18 protein-coding genes and 1 pseudogene are annotated in these 22,119 nt (G+C 42.9%); 12 read left to right on the forward strand and 7 right to left on the reverse strand.

Annotated elements, in window-relative coordinates; translation table 11 throughout:
• Window positions 1–126 precede the first annotated feature (126 nt).
• Together AB0756_RS04520 and glyA are read right to left on the reverse strand one after the other, a co-directional pair.
• Window positions 127–1,170 carry a glycosyltransferase family 4 protein gene (locus tag AB0756_RS04520; RefSeq protein ID WP_038113018.1) on the reverse strand — a complete coding sequence of 348 codons (1,044 nt, stop codon included), beginning with the start codon at window positions 1,168–1,170 and terminating at the stop codon, window positions 127–129.
• Window positions 1,171–1,394: 224 nt separating this feature from the next.
• On the reverse strand, window positions 1,395–2,678 hold the full coding sequence (glyA, locus tag AB0756_RS04525; protein WP_050046269.1) for a serine hydroxymethyltransferase: 1,284 nt from the start codon (window positions 2,676–2,678) through the stop codon (window positions 1,395–1,397).
• A 299-nt stretch (window positions 2,679–2,977) separates the two neighbouring features.
• On the opposite strand from glyA, the gene AB0756_RS04530 reads away from it, so the two are divergent.
• Window positions 2,978–3,175 carry a hypothetical protein gene (locus tag AB0756_RS04530; protein WP_050046270.1) on the forward strand — a complete coding sequence of 66 codons (198 nt, stop codon included), beginning with the start codon at window positions 2,978–2,980 and terminating at the stop codon, window positions 3,173–3,175.
• 84 nt (window positions 3,176–3,259) lie between these two features.
• Entirely contained in the window at window positions 3,260–3,736 is a 477-nt protein-coding gene (locus AB0756_RS04535; protein WP_038088205.1) for a Tic20 family protein, read from the forward strand.
• A gap of 3 nt (window positions 3,737–3,739) precedes the next feature.
• Here AB0756_RS04535 and AB0756_RS04540 read toward each other — a convergent pair whose 3' ends face one another.
• Entirely contained in the window at window positions 3,740–4,513 is a 774-nt protein-coding gene (locus AB0756_RS04540) for a fumarylacetoacetate hydrolase family protein (RefSeq protein WP_038088208.1), read from the reverse strand.
• A gap of 452 nt (window positions 4,514–4,965) precedes the next feature.
• Between AB0756_RS04540 and rpsF the strand changes: the two genes are divergently transcribed.
• Together rpsF and AB0756_RS04550 are read left to right on the forward strand one after the other, a co-directional pair.
• Window positions 4,966–5,292: a 30S ribosomal protein S6 gene (rpsF, locus tag AB0756_RS04545; protein ID WP_038088241.1), complete on the forward strand. Its 327-nt coding sequence runs from the start codon at window positions 4,966–4,968 to the stop codon at window positions 5,290–5,292.
• A 311-nt stretch (window positions 5,293–5,603) separates the two neighbouring features.
• A complete protein-coding gene (locus AB0756_RS04550) occupies window positions 5,604–6,158 on the forward strand; it encodes an Npun_F5560 family protein (RefSeq protein WP_038088210.1) in 555 nt (184 codons plus the stop codon).
• A 480-nt stretch (window positions 6,159–6,638) separates the two neighbouring features.
• Here the strand turns inward: AB0756_RS04550 and AB0756_RS04555 are convergent, their stop codons facing one another.
• Window positions 6,639–6,992 (reverse strand): STAS domain-containing protein, encoded by a 354-nt coding sequence (locus AB0756_RS04555; protein WP_038088214.1) that lies wholly within the window; start codon window positions 6,990–6,992, stop codon window positions 6,639–6,641.
• A 434-nt stretch (window positions 6,993–7,426) separates the two neighbouring features.
• Between AB0756_RS04555 and AB0756_RS04560 the strand changes: the two genes are divergently transcribed.
• The 5 genes and pseudogenes from AB0756_RS04560 to AB0756_RS04580 all read left to right on the forward strand — a co-directional run bounded on the left by AB0756_RS04560 (window position 7,427) and on the right by AB0756_RS04580 (window position 12,473).
• Window positions 7,427–8,059 (forward strand): DedA family protein, encoded by a 633-nt coding sequence (locus AB0756_RS04560; RefSeq protein ID WP_038088218.1) that lies wholly within the window; start codon window positions 7,427–7,429, stop codon window positions 8,057–8,059.
• Window positions 8,060–8,688: 629 nt separating this feature from the next.
• A complete protein-coding gene (locus AB0756_RS04565) occupies window positions 8,689–9,666 on the forward strand; it encodes a cysteine synthase A (RefSeq protein WP_038088221.1) in 978 nt (325 codons plus the stop codon).
• Window positions 9,663–9,973: pseudogene (locus AB0756_RS04570) on the forward strand ((2Fe-2S) ferredoxin domain-containing protein). The gene AB0756_RS04565 and the pseudogene AB0756_RS04570 overlap by 4 nt, the downstream one beginning before the upstream one ends.
• 74 nt (window positions 9,974–10,047) lie before the next feature.
• The gene (locus AB0756_RS04575) at window positions 10,048–11,016 is read left to right on the forward strand and encodes a DUF5331 domain-containing protein (RefSeq protein ID WP_050046272.1); all 969 of its coding nucleotides are present in this window, start codon (window positions 10,048–10,050) and stop codon (window positions 11,014–11,016) included.
• A gap of 128 nt (window positions 11,017–11,144) precedes the next feature.
• Entirely contained in the window at window positions 11,145–12,473 is a 1,329-nt protein-coding gene (locus AB0756_RS04580; protein ID WP_038088223.1) for a flavin monoamine oxidase family protein, read from the forward strand.
• Window positions 12,474–12,489: 16 nt separating this feature from the next.
• Here the strand turns inward: AB0756_RS04580 and ygfZ are convergent, their stop codons facing one another.
• Entirely contained in the window at window positions 12,490–13,497 is a 1,008-nt protein-coding gene (ygfZ, locus tag AB0756_RS04585) for a CAF17-like 4Fe-4S cluster assembly/insertion protein YgfZ (RefSeq protein ID WP_038088245.1), read from the reverse strand.
• A 125-nt stretch (window positions 13,498–13,622) separates the two neighbouring features.
• Here ygfZ and AB0756_RS04590 point away from each other — a divergent pair, with 125 nt between their 5' ends.
• Window positions 13,623–13,772 carry a hypothetical protein gene (locus AB0756_RS04590; RefSeq protein WP_153021517.1) on the forward strand — a complete coding sequence of 50 codons (150 nt, stop codon included), beginning with the start codon at window positions 13,623–13,625 and terminating at the stop codon, window positions 13,770–13,772.
• Window positions 13,773–14,512: 740 nt separating this feature from the next.
• Window positions 14,513–18,652, forward strand: a complete 4,140-nt coding sequence (locus AB0756_RS04595; RefSeq protein ID WP_038088226.1) for a non-ribosomal peptide synthetase — start codon at window positions 14,513–14,515, stop codon at window positions 18,650–18,652.
• 129 nt (window positions 18,653–18,781) lie between these two features.
• Here AB0756_RS04595 and AB0756_RS04600 read toward each other — a convergent pair whose 3' ends face one another.
• The gene (locus AB0756_RS04600) at window positions 18,782–19,267 is read right to left on the reverse strand and encodes a hypothetical protein (RefSeq protein WP_038088231.1); all 486 of its coding nucleotides are present in this window, start codon (window positions 19,265–19,267) and stop codon (window positions 18,782–18,784) included.
• 163 nt (window positions 19,268–19,430) lie between these two features.
• Here AB0756_RS04600 and AB0756_RS04605 point away from each other — a divergent pair, with 163 nt between their 5' ends.
• Entirely contained in the window at window positions 19,431–21,302 is a 1,872-nt protein-coding gene (locus AB0756_RS04605; RefSeq protein WP_038088234.1) for a serine/threonine protein kinase, read from the forward strand.
• A gap of 233 nt (window positions 21,303–21,535) precedes the next feature.
• Here the strand turns inward: AB0756_RS04605 and AB0756_RS04610 are convergent, their stop codons facing one another.
• A complete protein-coding gene (locus AB0756_RS04610) occupies window positions 21,536–22,084 on the reverse strand; it encodes a hypothetical protein (RefSeq protein ID WP_038088247.1) in 549 nt (182 codons plus the stop codon).
• Between the last annotated feature and the right edge of the window lie 35 nt (window positions 22,085–22,119).

The raw sequence follows: 22,119 nt of genomic DNA on the forward strand, positions 1-22,119 counted from the left end.
CCATTAGCCATTAGCCATTAGCCATTAGCCATTAGCCATTAGCTATTAGCTATTAGCCATTAGCCATTAGCCACTAGCCATTAGCCATTAGCCATTAGCCACTCACCACTAACCAATAACCTTCCACTAAGTTTGCCGACAAATTTTCCATACTCTCCAAGTTGCGTAAATGAGCAACGAGGTCGCACAACAAGTGTAAATAATACCACTAGGGACACCAGCAAGAACTAATGCTAAACTTCCAACCCATAGGGTCAAAGAGTAAATAAATAAAACAGTCAATCTGTGGGATAACCCCGCTCGCAACAAGCGATGGTGCAAATGACTCTTATCTGCAGTAAAAGGTGATTTACCACGGCGCAGTCGTGCCAAAATCACTGCTGACATATCGACAATTGGTACAGCTAGAATCAAAAAAGGCAGTAATACTGCAGTAGCAGCAGTTTTCACCAGACCAACTACGCTCACTGCTGCTAGCGTGAATCCCATAAAATAAGCCCCGCCATCTCCCATAAAGATTTGTGCGGGGTTAAAATTATAACGCAGAAATCCCAGTGCTGCACCTGCTATGGCAGCCGCTATAATGGCGGCGGCTGTTTGTTGCATAAATAAGGCAACCACAAGAATAACCAAAGCTGCTATTCCCGATACTCCCGCAGCTAATCCATCTAAACCGTCAATCCAGTTAATCGCATTGACCATTCCTACCAGCCACAGGAGTGTGATGGGTAAACTCAACCAACCAAGTTGCATCACTCCACCTGTAGGAAGGCTCAAAAAATCTATACTTACGCCTGCTTTCCATGCGCCAGCCGCAATAACCATCTGCATCAACAACCGTGTCAAGGGCGACAGGTTTAATAAATCGTCTGCCAAACCAATTATAAAAAAACCTACACCGCCTAAAATCACTCCCCAAATTTGCCATTCTTTCTCAGTTGGTAGATTTCCAAATCCACCTAAAAGCCAGACAATGAATAGGGAGGCGATCGCACCTGCAAAAATAGAAACTCCTCCGAGTCGTACCATTGGGCGCTGATGAACTTTTCGGTCATTCGGTCTATCCAGGCGTCCGCTTTTGATGCCCATGTTTCTAACATCAGGTGTAGTCCAGAGAACGACTACAGCAGCAACAAGGAACGCAATCAGATGATAAATCTGAACTAGCATCTGTATTCACTATTAGGTTAGGTTCTACACTTAAAAATCCTGCGTGGATTTCTTTACATCTATTTACTTCATCGACTGCTTTTTATCCACAGGGGATTTTTAGAATTCAGTCAGTACCTAACTAGTGACTTGCGATCGTTGAGCGCTCTCGTTCCCAGGCTGAGCCTGGGAACCAAGGGGATGGAGATCGCGATCTTTACCAACCTATCCCCTATCGCCAATCCCTAAGCTAAAGCCGGGACGGGAATTTGTAAGTGCGAGTACAAGGGGAAGCGATCGCACAATGCTTTGACACGTCGCCGACAATCTTCAGCCACTGGCTTGGAATCTGGATTTAACAAGCGATCGGCAATAATATCGCCAATCTCCGTAAATTCTTCAACTCCCAAACCTCGCGTTGTCATGGCGGGAGAACCCAAGCGCAAACCACTGGTTACAAATGGTGACTCTGGGTCAAAAGGCACTGTGTTCTTATTGGCAGTTATATTGACTTCACTGACCAATTTATCGGCTTGTTTGCCGGTCAAACCTATAGATCGTAAATCGACTAACATCAAGTGATTGTCAGTACCATTTGAGACTAACTTTAATCCCCGCTTTTGCAGCTGGTTTGCTAAAGTACGAGCATTTTCAATGACTTGGGCAGAGTATGTTGTAAACTCAGGTTTTAAAGCTTCTCCAAAAGCCACCGCTTTCGCAGCAATTACATGTTCTAGGGGTCCGCCCTGTGTACCGGGGAATACTGATTTGTCTAGCTTCTTACCTAACTCAGGATCGCGAGTTAAAATCAGACCACCGCGAGGACCGCGTAGGGTTTTATGAGTCGTTGTTGTGACAACATCACAGTAGGGAATTGGATTGGGATGATGACCGGTAGCTACTAACCCCGCAACATGGGCAATATCTGCCAGCAAATATGCGCCTACTTCATCCGCAATACTGCGGAATTTTTCAAAATCAATGATACGAGGGTATGCGGAGTAACCACAAATCAAAAGCTTTGGACGCTCCCTAAGCGCCAGCTCTCGAATTTGATCGAAGTCCAGTTGTTCTGTTTCTTTGTTAACACCGTAGTGGCAAGCTTGAAACCACTTACCAGAAACGTTTACGGGTGAACCGTGAGTAAGGTGTCCCCCATGAGACAAATCCATACCCATGAATTTATCCCCCGGTTCTAGCAGAGTCAAAAAGACTGCAAAATTCGCCTGTGCGCCTGAATGAGGCTGTACGTTGGCACTCGCTGCACCAAACAATTGTTTGGCACGATCTATAGCCAGTTGCTCAACTTTGTCTACAAATTCACACCCACCGTAATAACGTTTACCGGGTAGCCCTTCGGCATACTTGTTTGTTAAAACGGAACCTTGAGCCGCCAGTACAGCAGCTGAAGTAAAGTTTTCACTTGCTATGAGCTCTAAGTGATCCCTTTGGCGCTGTAGTTCTTGATTGATTAACTCTCCAATCGCAGGATCGGAGGATGTAAGAAAATCTGAGTTCGTGAGAGTCACTTGTTGCCATCCTTAAATAGAAATGTTTGGGCTGGAACTTTTTTAGCCACACAAAGCACGTGTGTTATATACCAGGATATTAAAGTGTAATCTATGTTAGAAGTCACTTGTTAAACTACGGCTTTAACCGCTATCTTTCGATCGCCCGTCAGCGATCGCTCATTTGCGATCTCTGTCAACGCGGTTGACAAGTTAATTAATGTATTACTTTTTACTACAATACTCAATTTCTAGCATACAATAAATTTTGAAATTAGCTTTAGTATCCCTCATTCATTGGAACTTACAGGAGGCATTGGATGCTAATGATTATGACGGAAAACCAAATCTTTGCTCCCCAACACGTTTGTCAGTCCTGTTTGCTGGCTGATAGTAGCGGTCAACCCCGCTACCATCAAGGTCAACTTCGTTGCGGTCATGCTATTCGCAATACTGACGAACAACAGCCGGATCGGTATGAGTGTCTGATGGGTTTTCGCATCGTTCATATTGAATAATCTGAGGTTTTCCCAGAACCATTGGGTAACTGCGTTATTCTAGGGTCATGTAACTATTGAAGTTTAACTATAGGAGAACGCACGATGGCTTGGCGCGGGTCTACCACGGTTTCAGATCGCCTTTTTGCTTGTTTACCTTATTTGCTACCTCTGATTGCTGCACTTGCATTCGGAATTTCTCTATTTACAGAGTTTCCTGCACTGGCTGTGCTGTTTTTGCCCCTACAGCCAGTGTTAGCAATCTACGGTATTTTAGGACCATATAGCGAACTCATTATTTTCTTTTTGTTGTTCTTTTTAGTAGTTAGAAACGAAAGAATTCCTCACTTCATTCGTTTCAACACAATGCAAGCGTTACTTTTAGACATTGTTGCTTATTTGTGCGGTATACTTTTGCGACTCGTGGCACTTCCCGGTATCGCTTTTGCAGCACAAACCTTATCTACAACGATCTTTTTGGGCATAGTCGCAGCAGTTGTTTACTCTGTTGTTCAGTCTTTAATGGGACGTTACGCAGAAATTCCTGCTATTTCTGATGCTGTTTACATGCAAGTCCGTTAGTTGTTAACGGGTTTTGACTGTGTTTTCTAGCCGTCCAATACCCTCAATTTCTACTCGAATGCGATCGCCTGAATGTATTGGACCGACTCCTAGGGGCGTTCCTGTCAGCACGACATCTCCAGGTAGCAGGGTCATTATCTGGCTGATGTAAGAGACAAGAAAATCAGGGGAAAACACCATCTGATCGATAGTAGCAGATTGGACGGGTTCTATTTGCTCGTTCAAAAAAGTCTGTATTCGAGCGCCTGGGCTTAATTCACGGACAATCCAAGGTCCGAGAGGACAAAAACTATCAAAACCTTTAGCTCGCGTCCATTGATTATCACGTTTCTGCAAATCTCTTGCTGTTACGTCATTAGCAATGGTGTAACCCCAAATTTTTTTTTGTGCTTCCTCGGGCGTGCATTCAAAAGCGACCTCGCCGATGACCAATGCTAATTCTCCCTCATAATCTACCCGTTGGGATTGGGGCGGATAGTAAATTGCTTCTGAAGAAGCAATTATAGCTGTCGGCGGCTTTAAAAAGAGCAAAGGTTCACTTGGCACATCTGTTCCCATCTCTGCAGCGTGTTCTGCATAGTTTTTGCCCACCGCCACAATTTTTGAGGGCGCACAGGGAGCAAGAATTTGGTAACTTTCTGGTTCCAATACCATATCGGCTGGTTGTCCTTCAAGCCAGGGTGGAGCATCAAGTACCTGTACTTTCAAGGAGAGTTGTAACAAGCCGTAGTAAACTTGTCCTTTGGGATTTTGGACTCGCACGTAGCGCTGTGCCATAAGCTTGGTTAGTTCCTTACTCAGCAATTAGAACCGCCACCAAGTGAGAAATTCTGATGGCGATTTATTCAAGTACTATAATTAAAAACTGGTAAGATTATAAAGCTATGAGGGAAGTGCATCCACTCAGTGTCTTTGATCGGATCGCACGATAATTTGAAAAAGATTTTGGGAAACTACCTTACAGCACAGTTTTTGGTTGAAACCAAAGCAACATCAAACGTAAGGCAACAAGTGCAAGAAAAGCGCTTAGTAGTTACCCATATCTAAGGTTGCAGCCGTCGAGTCAGAGTACGACTCGCTCCGGCTTCATCTCAAAAATTTCCCGATTATAATCAGAAGGTATCAATTACACCTTGTTGCTTTAGGTGTTAATCAGTGCAGGTTTTGTAAAAAAAATACCTGTACGAAGTAACATCGGCAGCCATACAGCCCAAAAGGAGATCGAAACAGTGGCAACAGCTTACGAGACAATGTATATCCTTCGTCCTGACTTGACAGACGAACAAGTAGAGCAAGCGATCGCAAAATACGAAAACTTGCTGCGGGAACAAGGATCTGAAGATATCCAAATACAGAATCGGGGAAAGCGCCGTCTCGCCTATGAAATCGCCAGACAAAGAGACGGAGTTTACATTCAAATGAACTATAGTGCGCCCGGTAATGCCATCGCTATTATGGAACGCGCTATGCGTTTGAGTGAAGAAGTCATTCGCTACTTGACCATCAAACAAGAAGTTCAAGAAGCAAAAGCTGAACCCGCAACCGCTGCTACCTAGTCAGGGAATTAGTTAGTGGTTAGTGGTTGGTAGTATAAGTATACTATAGGAAGATCTCTAACCTTTGGGGTACGTCAAGCGCCAAGCGTGTGCTTAGCACAGCCATGTAAGAGCGCAAGGCTATATTCCCCCACCAACCACTAACCACCAACCACCAATCCACCAACCACCAATCCACCAATCAAAAAAAATAGCATATCTACGTATTGCCGATTCGTCTGGTAATGCTACATTAACTATTACTTGCCAAACTATGATTACTGTAGTAACAAATAAAGTAAAAAATATTTTTAACGGGAGCTGCAAGCACGGTGAGCCAAACTGATTCCACAATCCAAGCTCTCTCCGCTGAAGTGTCGAAACTGCGTCAAGAGTTGCAGCTTCGAGATCAACTCGTGCAACAACTGTCTCAAGAACTCTTCCGCCTGGTGAAGGGCAATACCAATTTTATGCCCCAAACAGAGGTATCGGAACGTCATCTGAGTCAGTTGCATGAACTGCGAGAGCAATTGCAAGCTGTTGAGCAGCAGGTAACGTTTTATCAAGAACAAATATCAACTCGTGATGCGGAAATTTATCAGTTGCGACAATCAGTCCAGGAACTGACCGATCGCAGTCGCATGCTAGAGCAAGTCGTACAAGAATTACCCCATATATACCGCCGCAAATTTGAAGAGCGCATGGCTCCAGTTCGGGAAAAGGTAGCAATGCTACAACAGGAAAACCGTCAATTACAAGCCGAACTTCAAAGTGTAAGTTACCGTTTGGCTTTGAAAACTCGTACAGCTAGCCATAGCGGTATAGATTTGCCAAATTTTCCGCGTGCTGCATCTCCACAAAATAATATTTCAACCCAGAACGCTTAAGTCAGCGATCGGCGATTGGTGACTAATAACAATTACCTAGCAACAAATCATTTAAGTGATAACTTTTTCCCACTTGCAGGAGATTATTCTTTTGCCAAACCATCAGGACTTGTAAATTTAAAGATAGAGTACACCCATTTTAAAGAATTGTTGTAGTTTGCCAAAAAACTTTCGCATGGCGCTAATATTTGTTTGGCATAACGTATTACAGATGGTCATGGCTGATTAGTGGAACTATTCAATCAACGAGTGGTACTTGCTGCTAAAGGTCTACGTCGCAGACAAAAGTTACTTTAGCAAAGCAGTTAATGGGAAAAAGTTATGAAGTCACCTAGTGAGTGCTTGTTCAATTGGTTTGAACGATGAAGTTATCCATCGCTTTAGGTTTCTGAGGTGGATATTTTCAATTGATAGGATAATAATCTCCTGCAGTATGCACGCAAGCACCACTAACGATCTTTGGAATCACGTGTCAAATCTTTAGTTCGCTACAACTAGATTTTCCTCATTGCTTTCAATGAAAATGTCTTCGTAGGAGCTAAAAATTTCAAAGACGGTATCTAATTGAGTGAGTTCCAATATCAATCTGACAGGAGGTTGAACGTTACAAATAACCAATCGACAGCCGCTTTGACGGGCTACTTTTAATCCTTTGACTAGAGACACTAGTCCAGAACTGTCCATAAAATCAACTTTAGCTAGGTCAATAACCCACAGTTGATTGGATTTAGGAACCACTGAGGTCATTTTTTCGCTAAGAGCCATTCCTCCTTGCAAATCTATACGTCCTTCGGGTTTAAACAAGATTACTTGACAGTCTGATGTAGTAGTCATGAATTTAACTGGGTAGTTGAAACACTGTACAAAAACAGAAAACAGACACAGACACCGTTTTACTTTAAACCATTAAAAATGCTGCTTTTTCACCCAATAACTTGGGGAATTGCAGCGGTATGGTTTAGACTGATATTTTCAGTATCCATGTCGTATAATTTGTCCTAACTTTCCCCAATATAGGCATAACTATTTGTGGATTTCAGTATCAACCGTATCTTTTACAGAATTTTTACAGGTTTTTGGTACTTTTGTAAACTTTTTGTTAAAATTATTTATGATGTCTTTTTAAGTGCCGTTTCTATGATAAAGAGGTACAGCAAAAATTGTCGGCAGACAATGGCACGTTGACCTGAGTAAATTCATTGACACGCGGCATAAAAAAGAGTCAACATAGAAGAGAAAGTAAAAAATTGTAAAGATGGCGGTGCTGGATGTCTCTTGAATTCATATCACTAGAAAACATCCAGAAGGTTGCTCACGAGTATGGCTATTGGGCAATTTTTTTGGGAATTTTGTTAGAAAATTTAGGGATTCCTCTTCCTGGCGAAACCGTGACCTTAGTAGGTGGTTTTTTAGCTGGTAGCAAGGAACTAAATTACTGGCTGGTTCTCAGCGACGCCTCAGCTGGTGCTGCAATCGGGGGTACGTGCGGTTATTGGATAGGTAGAATTGGCGGCTGGTCTTTACTTATTAGGCTAGCAAGTATATTCAGAATTTCAGAAGCGAGAATATTAGCCATCAAAGACCAATTTAGTGAAAATGCGGTCAAAGCAGTGTTTTTTGGACGCTTTTTTGCACTGTTGAGGATTTTTGCAGCGCCTCTTGCGGGTATAGCAGAAATGCCCTTTGGCAAATTCTTTTTGTGCAATTTAGCAGGAGCAGTCTCTTGGGCTAGCGTCATGGTAACACTGGCTTTTTTTGCAGGAAAAATAGTTTCTCTAGAACAACTCGTAACTTGGGTCAGTCAGTTTGCGATCGCAGCGTTGCTCATTCTAGTCGCTGTAATTGCCATTCCCCTGTGGTTGGAGTCGCGGAAAGTCGGGGTTGAGAGCACTAAGGAGTAAGAAGATCGCTTAAGTCAGGAAGCCCCGAACGCTCGCTACTACGTTAGAAAGCATCCCTACGCATAAATGCGATGGGGGATTCGAGGGATTTCGCACCTCAACAGCCAATGGCAAGAGGGCTAGTAACTGCTGATATCAACACTTAATTATGGTGCGCGGAATGTCACAATATAAAAAAATCCTATTTGATTTTTGAATATACCCGGTACAAGAAGGCAGAAGTACTCTCGTCAGAGGAGCCACTGCTGTGGACGGTGAGATCGGTGCTGATAGCGAAATGCGGTACGAAAGTACCATAGGAGGGTTTCCCTCTTTTGGTAACTGGTGAGTCAGCGCTGCAGGCGGTGAGACCATTGCTGTAGGCGGGTTTCCCGCGCCCTGGCGACTGGCGAACAAGGGAGGGCGAACTCAAAGGGGTTCTCCGGCATAAAGCAAGTGGCGTGGCAAAGGGGGAAAAACCTTATACAGTAAGCTTTTTGTCTGTTACTGATGGTTGCCTTATTTCCGCACCACCCGTACTGCACAGGTACGGTAAATCCCCACCATACCTGATTTTTGGTGGGCTAAAGCCCTACCCACAGTACTGAAAAATTTTTTAGAAATGAAAACCGAATGCGAGTTAATTTAACATGGATATTAAAAATGGTTTTGTAGGTGCTGTAGGGAACACACCACTGATTCGACTGAACAGTTTCTGTGAAGAAACCGGCTGCGAAATCCTGGGTAAGGCAGAATTTCTTAACCCTGGTGGTTCTGTAAAAGACAGAGCCGCACTGTACATTATTAAAGATGCTGAAGAAAAAGGATTAATTAAACCCGGTGGTACAGTCGTAGAAGGCACAGCAGGGAATACAGGTATTGGACTGGCACATATTTGTAACGCTAAAGGCTACAAATGCCTCATTATTATTCCCAACACCCAGTCCCAAGAAAAGATGGATGCTTTGCGGGCGTTAGGCGCAGAAGTTCGCCCCGTTCCTGCAGTACCCTATAAAGATCCAAACAACTACGTTAAACTCTCTGGCAGAGTAGCCTCGGAGATGGAAAATGCTATTTGGGCAAATCAGTTTGATAACTTAGCAAATCGCCGCGCTCATTATGAAACGACAGGACCGGAAATTTGGTCGCAAACAGACGGTAAAGTTGATGCTTGGGTATCTGCAACAGGGACTGGAGGAACCTTTGCGGGTGTAGCAATGTACTTAAAGGAAAAAAATCCAGCTATCAAGTGTGTTGTCGCCGATCCCATGGGAAGTGGATTGTACAGCTATATCAAGACAGGTGAAATCAAGATTGAGGGGAACTCTATCACGGAGGGAATTGGGAACAGTCGCATCACTGCTAATATGGAAGACGCACCAGCGGATGATGCGATCCAAGTTGACGATCGCGAAGCCTTGAGAGTTGTTTACCAGTTGTTGCGAAAAGATGGCATATTCATGGGGGGTTCTACAGGTATTAACGTTGGTGCTGCTGTTGCTTTAGCTAAACGAATGGGACCGGGACATACCATTGTCACCATTTTATGTGATAGCGGTTCTCGTTACCAATCGCGGATCTTCAATACTGAATGGTTGGAATCGAAAGGCTTGGCTGTTAATTTATGACTCAACCGCTAACGCCACAATCCGATTCTTCTAAATGCATCCGGGTTTGCCAAAACCGCGCCTGTCGCAAGCAAGGTGCAGCAAAAGTTTTAGCCGCGTTTGAAGCCAGGTTAATTCCTGGAGTCACGGTGTCCGGTTGTGGTTGTTTGGGACAGTGTGGTAACGGACCTATAGTTCTGGTATTACCCGAAAGGATTTGGTACCGAGGTGTCCGTCCCCATGAAGTACCTCTACTGGTAGAACAACACCAGCATAGTTTAAAAGAGTGACACATATGCTCTATTATCGATTTCAAGAACATAGTTAGTCATTAGTGGTTGGTCGTTAGTGGTTAAAACAACTAACCACTAGCCACTAACCATTAACCACTAACACCTTTCAATGAATATTCAGCAAATTCGCCAGTCTTTGAAACTCAAGTGGGTGAATTACTACTACAAAAATCGTTCGTGGCTGGTAAAAGTACGAGTGTGGGGAACGTATGATGGATTGCGTCGCCCTTCCTCTAGTTTTATTTTGGCAACTCTGTCTGTTTTGGAACCCCAACTTGAGCAGCTTCTTCCTTTTCTTATAGAACTGAATAACGATCCAGATGAAATTGTGTCAGCTTTGGGTCTTAACTTTAACCCTGAGGAGCATTTACACTTAATTCCTTTGGATGAATCTGAGGTAGCTAGCCCAAGTTCCAATATTTTTTTACAAGAGAAATTACTGCATGGAAAATCTCTAAACCCCAGTGTAGCTGCCACGGAAGTAGAAAGCAAACACCAATCTGTAACTTCCTTTGAAGTAACGACTGAAATATTATATGGCGATCGTCCTCTAACTTCCAATGACATTGCCATCAATGAAGAAAGCCAAAACCACTCTTTACCATTAGGGAATTTTAATGTTTCTCCCAAAATAGAAAGTGAAAGCCATACAGTACCATCAGTTGCAGTTACGGCTTCCCCTGTAAAAAGCAAAAATATATCAATTCCATGGTTTTCCTATTTTTCCAAGGAGGTAACGCTTCAAGGCAAATTTTTTCGCTCTGTTGATGTCCCCACAGAATTGGAAGTTAAAAGAAATTACGTATCTTCTGTTGCAGTTGCTACGCCTGACCGGACAAGCAGTCTTCATCGCGTACCAACTCTTGCGCTTTTTGATAGAGAAGGGCAAAGAAATTGTGAATCACACTTTACCATCGATAACGATGGGGAAAGCAAAAGCCCGTTTGTGACGATACCGCAGGAAGACAGTCATCAACAAGAGAATTTAGTGTCAACACGTCGAGTTCGTCATCTAGCTAATTGGATAGATGACTTTTGCCAAGGTAAGAGTTGGAGCGCGGAAGAGGTTAGGGAATAGGGAGAAGGGAGAGGGGGAGACACGGGAGAAGCCTCTCCCAATTGGGAATGTTTTCAAGTATTTTTAGGTGAGGACTGCGGGAGAACATTTCTGTTTAATCCAAAATCTAAAATCAAAAAAAATTAATAATGAATATTAATGTAAATGTCGCAATTGTAGGTGCAGGTATTTCCGGTTTAAGTGCGGCTTGGGAACTTTACAAATTAGGTATTGAATCTTTAATCGTATTAGAAGCAAGTTCGCGAGTTGGTGGACGGACTCTCAATCATCCGCTAACATCGGGAGGTTATGTCGAACAAGGTGGGACTTGGGTGGGACCTACTCAAACAGCTTTGCTTGCTTTGGCTGCAGAAATGGGCATAACCACGAAGAGAGGAAAGTTTGAAGGTCAAACTCTTTATGGCTTTCGGCAAAAATGGACAATGCTGGAAGCATCTCCAACATTAGCATCAGACATTGCCCAACAGGATTTTGCTCGAGCCATGGCAAAGTTTGAAGCTTTATGCTTGACAGTTCCAGTAGAAACCCCTTGGGATTCTCCTGACGCTGAAGCATTAGACTCCATAACAATGGGTGATTGGATTGAGCAAAACACAGTCACAGATGAAGCAAAAGCTTGGTTTGAGGGATGTGTGCGCCAAATTTTAAGTGGCGATCCGAATCAAGTTTCCTTTTTATGGATGCTGCATTTTGTCCATACGGCGGGATTTTACGATCTTCTAGAAACGGCTGAGGAGTTTTGCTTGGTTGGAGGGACACAGCAAATTTCCTTGAAGATCGCAGAACGTTTGGGCGAGAGGGTTGTGCTCAGTGCTCCTGTCACTGAAATATCTGGTTACGATGGCTCTACTGTTCAACTGGTTTCAGAGTACGGGGTTATCCGCGCTCAACAGGTTATAGTGGCAATGATGCCCAAAAGTATAGCTGATATTAAATTTTCTCCTCCCCTACCTTTGGGACACCGCCAACTCATTGAAGGGTGGAAAACAATGAGTTGGGTAAAAATCCACGCTGTTTACGAAAAACCCTTTTGGCAGGGAAAAATTGCCACCGGTCACTTTCTCAGCGTCGATACCAAAATTGAGGTTATTGATATTTCACCAGAAGACGGGAGCAAAGGAGTCATTGTTGGATTGCTAGCTCCCGATTATTCCCATTTAGCAGAGTCCGAGCGTCAAGAGATTTTCTTGGCGTTTCTCGGGCAAACTTTTGGTGAGGCTGCACAACGACCTTTAGAATTAGTGGAGTTTGATTGGAATACTCAACCTTGGATTGGTGGATGTATTTCTGCACTCCCACCTGGTTTGCTTACTGCGGTGGGTTCTGTCCTGAATAGTCCTGTAGGTAAAATTCATTGGGCTGGTACAGAACGTTCTAGCATTTGGGTTAACTATATTGAGGGTGCTATTCGAGCTGGACAAAAAGCTGCTCTCGATGTTCTCAAAAATAAAGTATAGAAGTGGAAAGCAAACCTTATACCTGTGGATATTCCTGAGAAACAAAAGGTACTTCAACTATTTCACCCTCGACATTTCCCACAGAAACTTTTAAACCCGCACCACCAGCCTTGGTGCGAATGTAGCCCAGCCCAAAATGACCGTCAAGAGTTTCCGTGTAACTTGTTAGCTTACCAACTTTTTCATTTCCAATGGTAATCGGACTTCCTAATTCAGCCGGGGCGGTGAGACGTATACCCCAAAGATGCTGTTTGACGCCTTTGTAAGTGTTTAAGCGGGCGATTGTTTCTTGTCCTATGTAACAACCTTTGTCAAAAGAAATAGTCTGCCACAATCCTACCTCTAGGGGGTTGTAATCTTCAGTAAGTTCTTGGTCTGGGGCTGGGCGTCCTTGTAATATCCGCAACATATTCCAAGCGCGATCGCTTAACGTTACCGCTCCATTTTCAACAAGTTGGTTCCAGACCTTCTCTTTGTCAGCAATTGGTAAAATCAAAGTATATCCAGGAGAAGCCAAACCACTTCCAACAGCAACTACAAGACTTTTGTCTTCTCTATCGGCAATGGAAATGAGTATATGGGTTCCGTAAGGTTGACCAACAATCGCCCCAGCCCCTAGCTTTTCCATCGCAGCGTCACTTTTTGGTCCAAAGACACTCAAGCTAGCGGTTTCATCAGTCACATCTGTTAATTGCACCTTATCAGCAAAGAAGATGTAGCGATCCAACCATTGCATCAAAAATTCGCGGCGATTTGGGGAAACTAGTAATAATACTGCATCCTCTTGAATATACACTGTTACTAAATCGAGGGTGCGAGCGGTAGAATTGACAAAAACTGTGTCGCAGCCTTGTCCTGGTTTCAACTGTTGAATGTTATTAGTGCTTTGATTGTGCAAAAAGCGAAGGCGGTCATCATCAGAGATTTTTATACGTCCCCACGAGGTGCGATCGCACACTGCAAGCCCTTCTTGCACTGCTTTGATAGCTGCTGCATCATTGACGTCAATTGCAGATGTAGCCATAGTGATGAAGAGTTCCGCTTTGTCATGATTTTGCCATGAAGATCTTATCAGATCTGGGTTTTCCAGTTCAATAGTCGATTGAATGCTCGGCAAGCAAATCAGTACTTACGTATTATTTATATATTTTGGCAAGCCATTCATTTTGCACGACTACTTATGTTATGGTTTGCGATCGCGCCCTTCAGCTAGACGCTAGACAGCGTGAATGGTTCGCTTTGAAGAAATTCGATCGCCACTGGCTAGCACAGTCAATTGCAAACTTATTAAGTCGCTAAACTGCCAATTGATAACAAGAGAATACGAGCGAGATTTTTTATAACAATTCTCAATCATTCAAAAAAAGTTATATATAGATAGGACGGTATCTACCAATAGATGGATGTCACTGGTAATGCCCGCTATCGAGCAAAAATGACAGCATCAATTGCTATCAGCTTGAATCTGAATTCTAAGAAAATTCTTAATCATATTTAGTAAAAAAATTATAAATTATTTGTGGAAAATACTATAATGAGCAAAGATTTCATACATTGGGTCATCATAATACTGCGTAAGCAACATCCAAGACATAACTTGCGGTGAGTTATTTTGTTGCGATAAAAACTTATAACTTAAAGTTGGAAGTGGCTTATTCTACCTTGGTTTGGGAATAATGCAAGAATGTTTTATGTTAACTATCTTAAGGAGTATTTAGATTATAAAAAATAATTGGATAACAAAACAGTCATAAGATTGTAACTTTTTAAGCTACATAATAAGATAAGAAATCAGCAAGTCTTCACATAATTTATTTTAAAAGAATAAATTAGTTTTCTAAATTCAAAGAGGAACATACATGATGCAACATTAGTCGAAAACTTAGTGTTCCCAATTTCCAAAAAATTTTTGGAGAGAATATTTTTTGACTCAAATTGTCATTTATCTAGGTGCTACTTTGCACTGATAAATGTCTTGTCTAAATCGTCTTTGAAGATCTATTAGCCTGAAGTTAAGCTGAGAATATAGAGGGTAAATAATGAAAGATATCAACCAAAATATCACCGCTCTTTCACCAGCCAAAAAGACACAAACCAAGCTAGAGTTTCAAAATAATGCAAATTTTGACCAAAAACTGAATAATGTTAGAAAAACCGAGCAAGAATTAGCACCTCTCTCTTTTGCCCAGCAACGGCTGTGGTTTTTAAGCCAGTTGGAGCAAAATCATTCTGTATATCACGTTGTAAAAGCTTTCCAATTGCGTGGGAACCTAAATGTATCGGTACTGCAACAGGCTTTAGATACAGTTGTAGTTCATCATGAAGCTTTACGAACTAAATTCATAATACAAAATGGCAATCCCTTACAGGTTGTTACTGAACCTCGTTCAGTGGAACTAAAAGTTATAGATTTGAAGAACGCTTTAGAAGAAAACGATACCAGCTTTGTACAAAAGTTGCTACACAAGGAGGCGCACCGTCCCTTCAACTTGACATCAGATTTGATGTTACGCGCCTGTTTGATACAACGCTCGCCACAAGAACATATTCTGCTACTCGTCATGCATCAGATAGCTGCTGATGATTGGTCAATGAGTGTTCTTTTAGAGCAGTTGGCAAAACTCTACAAAGCCTTCGTAAATAAAAAGCCCAGTCCTTTGTCAGACCCAGCCATTCATTATATTGATTTTGCAGTTTGGCAACGACAATGGCTTTCCGATGAAGTACTAGAAAAGCAATTGAAATATTGGAAACAGCAGTTAGCAGGTGCAGTTCCCGTACTGGAATTACCTGCAGATAGACCTCGACCACCTGTCCAAACATATCAAGGTGCAAGAGAAAGTTTTATACTTCCCGAGAAATTATTGCAAGCACTTGCTAAACTCTCACAAAGAGAGGGTGTAACGCTTTTCATGACATTGCTAGCGGTATTTCAGACTTTGCTTTATCGCTATACCAAACAAACAGACATTTTAGTTGGTTCTCCAGTAGCGGGTCGAAATTTACCAGAAATAGAGAATTCAATCGGATTTTTTGCCAATACTCTGGTGCTACGCACTGATATGTCGGGTAACCCCAGTTTTCGAGAACTGTTGCAAAGGGTGCGTTCGGTGGCAATGTCTGCTTATACTAATCAAGAGTTGCCTATTGATAAACTTATAGATGAACTTCAACCAGAGAGATCGCTCTCCTATCATCCCCTGTTCCAGGTGATGTTTGTTTTACAAAACACATCGAAGCAAACATTGGATTTACCGGAGATCGCCTCAACTCCTTTCGATTGGGAAAACATAGCTTCTAAATTTGATTTAAATCTCTCCATTGCTGAAACAGAACAGGGATTGCGAGGATTTTGGGAATACAACACCGATCTGTTTGATGCTCCTACAATTCAACGTATGAGCGGGCATTTCCAAACGCTGCTAGAGGGAATTGTTGCCAATCCAGAGCAGCCTTTAAGCGAATTGCCACTGCTAACAGCAACCGAGCGCCATCAATTGCTTGTTGAATGGAATAACAATCAAGCAGACTATTCTCAAGAACAGTGCATACACGAGTTGTTTGAACAAAGAGTAGAGCAAAATCCGAATGCGATCGCTCTGATGTTTGAAAACGAGCAACTGACCTATCGGCAATTAAATCATCGAGCAAACCAGTTAGCACGCTATTTAAAGGCGTTGGGTGTCGGACCTGAGGTACTCGTTGGCATTTATTTGGAACGTTCTCTAGAAATGGTCGTGGGACTGTTGGGAATTCTCAAAGCCGGTGGGGCGTATGTACCTTTAGACCCAACGTATCCTAAAGAGCGTTTGGCTTTCATGCTGGAAAATTCTCAGCCTCTAGTATTGTTGACTCAGGAAAGTCTAAAAACAGAGATCTGCGATTTTACAGAAAAAGTAGTTTGTTTGGATACAGATTGCCGATTCATTGCCCAACAATCGGAAGAAAATTTAAACCAAACAGCAACACCTGCAAACTTAGCCTACGTTATTTATACTTCTGGCTCAACCGGAAAACCAAAGGGTGTTCAAGTAACACACGCAAATTTGTGTCATTACGCACAAGCAATGGCAAGAGCACTCGGGATTGCACCTGAAGATATCTATCTCCACACGGCATCGATTGCGTTTTCTTCGTCTGTCAGACAGTTAATGGTACCTTTAGCTCAAGGCGCAACTGTCAAAATTGCTACTTCGGAACAGAGGAAAGACCCAAGAGCGCTTTTTGAGGCTATTAAACAACACAATGTCACGGCGATCGATATCGTCCCCTCTTACTGGCGCAACTGCATTCACGCATTAACTCACCTCGACCCTGAGAAACGAGAATTTCTACTGGACAACAAATTACGCCTGATCGTGTCTGCAAGCGAACCGCTACTCTCTGATGTTCCCGCACAGTGGAAGCTTGGTTTCCAGCATGGCGCACGATTAATTAATATGTTTGGTCAAACGGAAACCTGTGGAATTGTTGCAACATATCCCATTCCATCGCAACAAAACAATCGCGTCAAAATTGTTCCCCTTGGGCGTCCGATTGCCAATACACAAATTTATTTGCTAGACGAACACATGCAACCTGTTCCCATTGGTGTCCCTGGAGAACTGCACATCGGTGGCTTGGGTTTGGCGCGAGGCTATCTCAACCGACCGGACCTTACAGAGGAAAAATTTATCCCCGACCCCTTTAGTCAAAAAGAAGGGGCGCGTCTGTACAAAACAGGGGATTTAGCGCGTCATTTACCTGATGGTAATATTGAATTTATTGGACGCAGAGATTACCAAGTAAAAATACGGGGCTTTAGGATAGAATTAGGTGAGGTAGAGGCTGTTTTAAACCAACATCCCACCGTAGTACAGACAGCAGTTGTTGCATGCGTTGATGCTCTCGGCGATAAACGTTTGGTAGCTTACGTTGTACCCAATAAAGAACTCGAAGTTGTCACAAGTGACTTGCGTAGCTTCTTAAAAGAAAAGTTACCTGAGTACATGGTACCTTCAGCTTTTGTGTTACTTGAAGCACTACCTCTTACTCCTAGTGGAAAAGTCAATCGCGCTGCTCTTCCAGCACATGATTTCTCAAAACTTGATTTAGAAGCAAACTTTGTTGCTCCACGAGATAAGTTAGAACAACAAATCGCACAAATTTGGGAAGAAGTTTTACACCGCCAACCGATTGGTATTCGAGATAATTTCTTTGACTTGGGAGGACATTCCTTACTCGCAGTCCAGTTATTTGCTCAGATAGAACAAAAATTTGGCAAAAAACTTCCTTTAGCCACTCTCTTTCAATCGGGAACTGTGGAAGCTCTTGCTACGATGCTTCGTTTTTCAGAAGAACAAGCAGGTGCTACTTCAGAAAACGAAACAGACACATCTTGGTCCTCCTTAGTCAAAATACAACCCTACGGTTCCAAGGCTCCTTTGTTCTTAGCCCATCCTCTTGGCGGAGAAGTTCTGTGTTATCGAACCTTAGCTATGCATTTGGGAAAGGACCGACCCGTTTATGGGTTGCAACCACAAGGGCTAGATGGAAAACAAGCTCTTTACACTCAAATTGAAGAGATGGCAGCCCACTATATTAAAGAAATTCAGATGATACAGCCCAAAGGACCTTATTACTTGGGAGGATATTCATTTGGAGGTGTTGTCGCTTTTGAGATGGCCCAGCAACTCCACAAGCAAGGTGAAAAAGTAGCAATTCTTGCCATGCTTGATACTATTCGTCCGGGTTCCGAGCGCCGATTATCTTTCCGTTATCGAGTTCTCGAGCATCTAGAGAATTTCTCTCAAGAAGGAATGGTTTACCTACAGCACAAGCTTGTCGGTTGGCGCGATTGGATTGGGTTTCACATCCAGTACAAGTATAAAAAGTTGATGGGTATTCCCGAGCCTTCCCCCAAAGAGGACAAACATTTAGAGATCATGGATGCCAACTCTAAAGCCCTCAATCAATACACTTTCCAAACTTATCCCGGTTGCATGACTCTCTTGCGGACTTCTGATAAGCACCGAGACGAAGCTACAGGTATGCAGTACGACCCGTTGTTTGGGTGGGGTGAGTTGGTACAGGGAGGAATAGATATCCAGCAGATCCCTGGTTCTCACTATACCTTGTTGGAAGAACCTCATGTTGGGGAACTAGTCGAGAAATTAAAAAACTGTTTGGAAAATTCATAATTCTTAAAGATTTTGGCAACTAGAGACTAAAGTAGGGTTGGCATTGCCAACCCTACTTTAGTTGTAAGGAAAGCGGAGCCTCTGAAGACGGCTCCCCAGGTCGGGAACAAGAAGTTCCAAGTCCCCAGTCTACTGAGGTAAATTTGCAAACACCGCTTCAACAACCTGCTTAGTCTTAGTTTCTAACATTTGCCAGTCCACATCACCCATTTCATCGATTAGACTGGTATCTATCTCAACTTTTTCACTTCCGGGTATGTAGTTACGAAAACACACTTGATAACATAGTTCCCACAAATCAATACTGACTTTTTGCTCTTGACGCTGCAGGCACAAATGATATCCTGGATGGGGCATGGGTAGAACGGAGAGAGTTTCTCTGATTTCCAAGGCTTGCTCTGGTGTTGCAGCTTCCAGGTCTTGCAGGAGCTTAGTCACTATAGCTTGAGTCTCATCGGTAGTGCCATTCGGCCAAATCAAGACATCTTGATAAGTTCCTGTCCAAGAAGATACATCAAGCAGCTTGCGAATATTATCGACTACTCGAATAAAAGCTGGTTGCATGAGGATTTCTGCCTGCTGCCATGCGACTGAGTCATTTATTTTAGGTGGCATTGGAATTTACAAAGGTTATTGAAAGAAAAATTAACAACGTGTATTTATTAAAAAACTGCGTTTGACATCCAAATCTTTTCCCAAGATAGCGGATTTTATCAAGGAATATTTGGAGATATTTATTACGCTCTTTTAAATTGGGTGTGAACACTGGGGAGTGAAAATGATAGGCAAGCTACTAGATCACCGTTACCAAGTCATTAAAGTCCTTGCTACAGGAGGCTTTGGTGAAACATATATTGCTAAAGATACCAAGCGACCGGGCAACCCCGTCTGCGTTGTCAAGCACTTAAAGCCTGCGAGTTCTGACTCCAAAGTGTTTGACACTGCCCGACGGCTGTTCCATAGCGAAGCCGAAACTTTAGAAAAATTGGGCAATCACAACCAAATACCCCGGCTTTTAGCTTATTTTGATGAAAACCAAGAATTTTATTTAGTACAAGAATTTGTTGAAGGACATCCACTCAGCGATGAGTTACAGCCGAACCGTCGCTGGAGCGAGAGCCAAGTTATCGCGATGCTACAAGAAGTTCTTGGTATCTTAAAATTTGTCCACGGTCAAGGCGTTATTCACCGTGACATCAAACCAGATAATATCATCCGGCGCTCTTCAGATGGCAAATTAGTTTTAGTGGATTTTGGGGCAGTCAAGCAATTACGCGTCTCTTCTGGATACTCCCCCCATACACAATTGTTTACCGTCGCGGGAAACCAGTCTGCCACAGTAGCTATTGGAACTCCCGGTTATATGCCCACAGAACAAGGACAGGGCAAACCCCGCCCCAACAGCGATCTTTACTCCTTAGGTATTATTGCCATTCAAGCACTTACAGGCGTTGCGCCAATGGAGTTACAAGAAGACACCTACACGGGGGAAATCTTATGGCAGCATTTGGTTCCCGTCAGCAACAATTTGGAAGCGGTTTTAAGCAAGATGGTGCGATATCATTTCAAAGATCGCTACCAAAGTGCATCAGAAGCCCTACAAGCATTACATTTGTTTGCTCCAGCATCTTCAACACCTGTAGAATACGTTAACAATTCTACAAGCTACCAAGCCGTCAAGTATTCATCTCCTGAATCCAGACAAAAAACGATCGCTGTAGCCCCATTGAATCGCGTTGCTCGTTCACCAGTAGAAGCAGCACCTAAATCAACACCCAAAAATTCTAACGGACCGGACTTACTACAGCTAACAATCTTAGCTCTTTTAGCAGGTGGTGCGGCTGCGATTACCCCAGCTGTGGTCAAAAACGTTCAAAACGTTGCCTCTAATTTTTCTGATAATAGTAGTACAACAGCATCATCACAAATTTGCTTGGCTGTTATTAAAGAAAATTCAAATATTCGTTCTGAACCCAGTAACCTTTCTGATAGCGTTATAAAAACTATTACAGAAGATAGTACTTTTGAAGTAACAGGTTTGCGAACAAAGCGCGGTTGGGTACAAGTTAAACTCGATCCTAAAACCTCCGGTTGGGCGGATTCCGATGTTATTAAAAATAACGAACTTTGGGTTGATTGCTTGCGCGACAAGGGAATTGCAGTAAAAACAGAAGATGATGACGATTTGATTACAGTCCGCCCCGCACCCAAGGCGAAATCAAAACCAGCCGTAAAGCCAAGTCTTTCATCTTCAGAAGATTTACTGGACAAATTACAGGGGAAATCTCCTGAAAATTCTAAAGTTTTAGAACAAGCAAGAAAGAAATACGAATCGGGAGATTTGCAGGGAGCGATCGCATTACTTAAATCTGTGACTTCTAACGCTCCTGCTGTCAAAGAGACAACAGAAATGGTAGCTCAATGGCAGAAAGATTGGGCAAAAGCAGAAGCTTTATTTAAAGATATCGATACAGCGATTGGCGAAGGACAATGGGATAAAGTTTTGGGGTATAAAAACGATCCAGAAAAACTACCCAATATCCAGTATTGGCGAGATAAAATCGAGCCACTCTTTAAACAGGCTGCTGATAATTTAGACAAACAGGAACCTGCTAAAACCAACCCTCAAGAATCGAATGGAGAGCGCTAATGGTTAATGGCTAATGGCTAATGGCTGATGGTTAATGGAAAACTGAAAATTATATGTGAAGTCCTGTATGGTGGGCAATGCCCAAAGCTACTTTTCCTACTTTTGCAGCAGATCCCGCATGGAAAACCTGCGTAAGAGGATGTCTCTCCCCTATGTGTTTTTAATTAGGATGGCGATCGCAATTAGCAATTAGCCATCAGCTATTAGCCATTAGCAATTAGCCATTAGCAATTTTATTTTTTCACTGGTTGAGGTGCGGTGGGTCGCTCTAAAGCAGCCGTAAAAAAGTAAACGCGATCGCAATATTGGCTTTGGCTGGAGCAAACAGCTTCAACAGCAACATTGGAAACATTGCTCACATCAACAGCTAAGGTAGCCGATTGACCTGGGGCGACGGTGCGGTTCTCCGCTTGTCTGCCGTCTAGGTAGACTTTAACGTCAACACTTGTATTATTTGTGCTGTTATCGCGCATTCCAAATCCTAAATTTAAAGTCTGAAACACGGGTTGAGGACGGTTTTGTGGTTTGATGTTGCAGGTTAGTGAAGCCGAGCGATAACCGGGTCCTAAATAAAATTGACTTGTATAAACTGCTCGTCCTATAGAAACATCTACATTTTGCTCGCGAGCAGTGCCAAGCCCGCTGTTAACACATCTGGCATTCAGCAGGGGTACAGGTCGCTGTGCTTTTTGTGCTCGAGCACTTTCTTCAGTCATACTGGTAACTAAAGATATAAGTACGGTAGTGGCGATCGCTGAAGCAATTAAACTTGTTTTTTGCATTTCTGTCTGATTAGTAAAGTCGCGGCAATAGCAAT

The organism is Tolypothrix campylonemoides VB511288_2, from assembly GCF_045999855.1.
GTDB lineage: Bacteria > Cyanobacteriota > Cyanobacteriia > Cyanobacteriales > Nostocaceae > Scytonema > Scytonema bouteillei_A.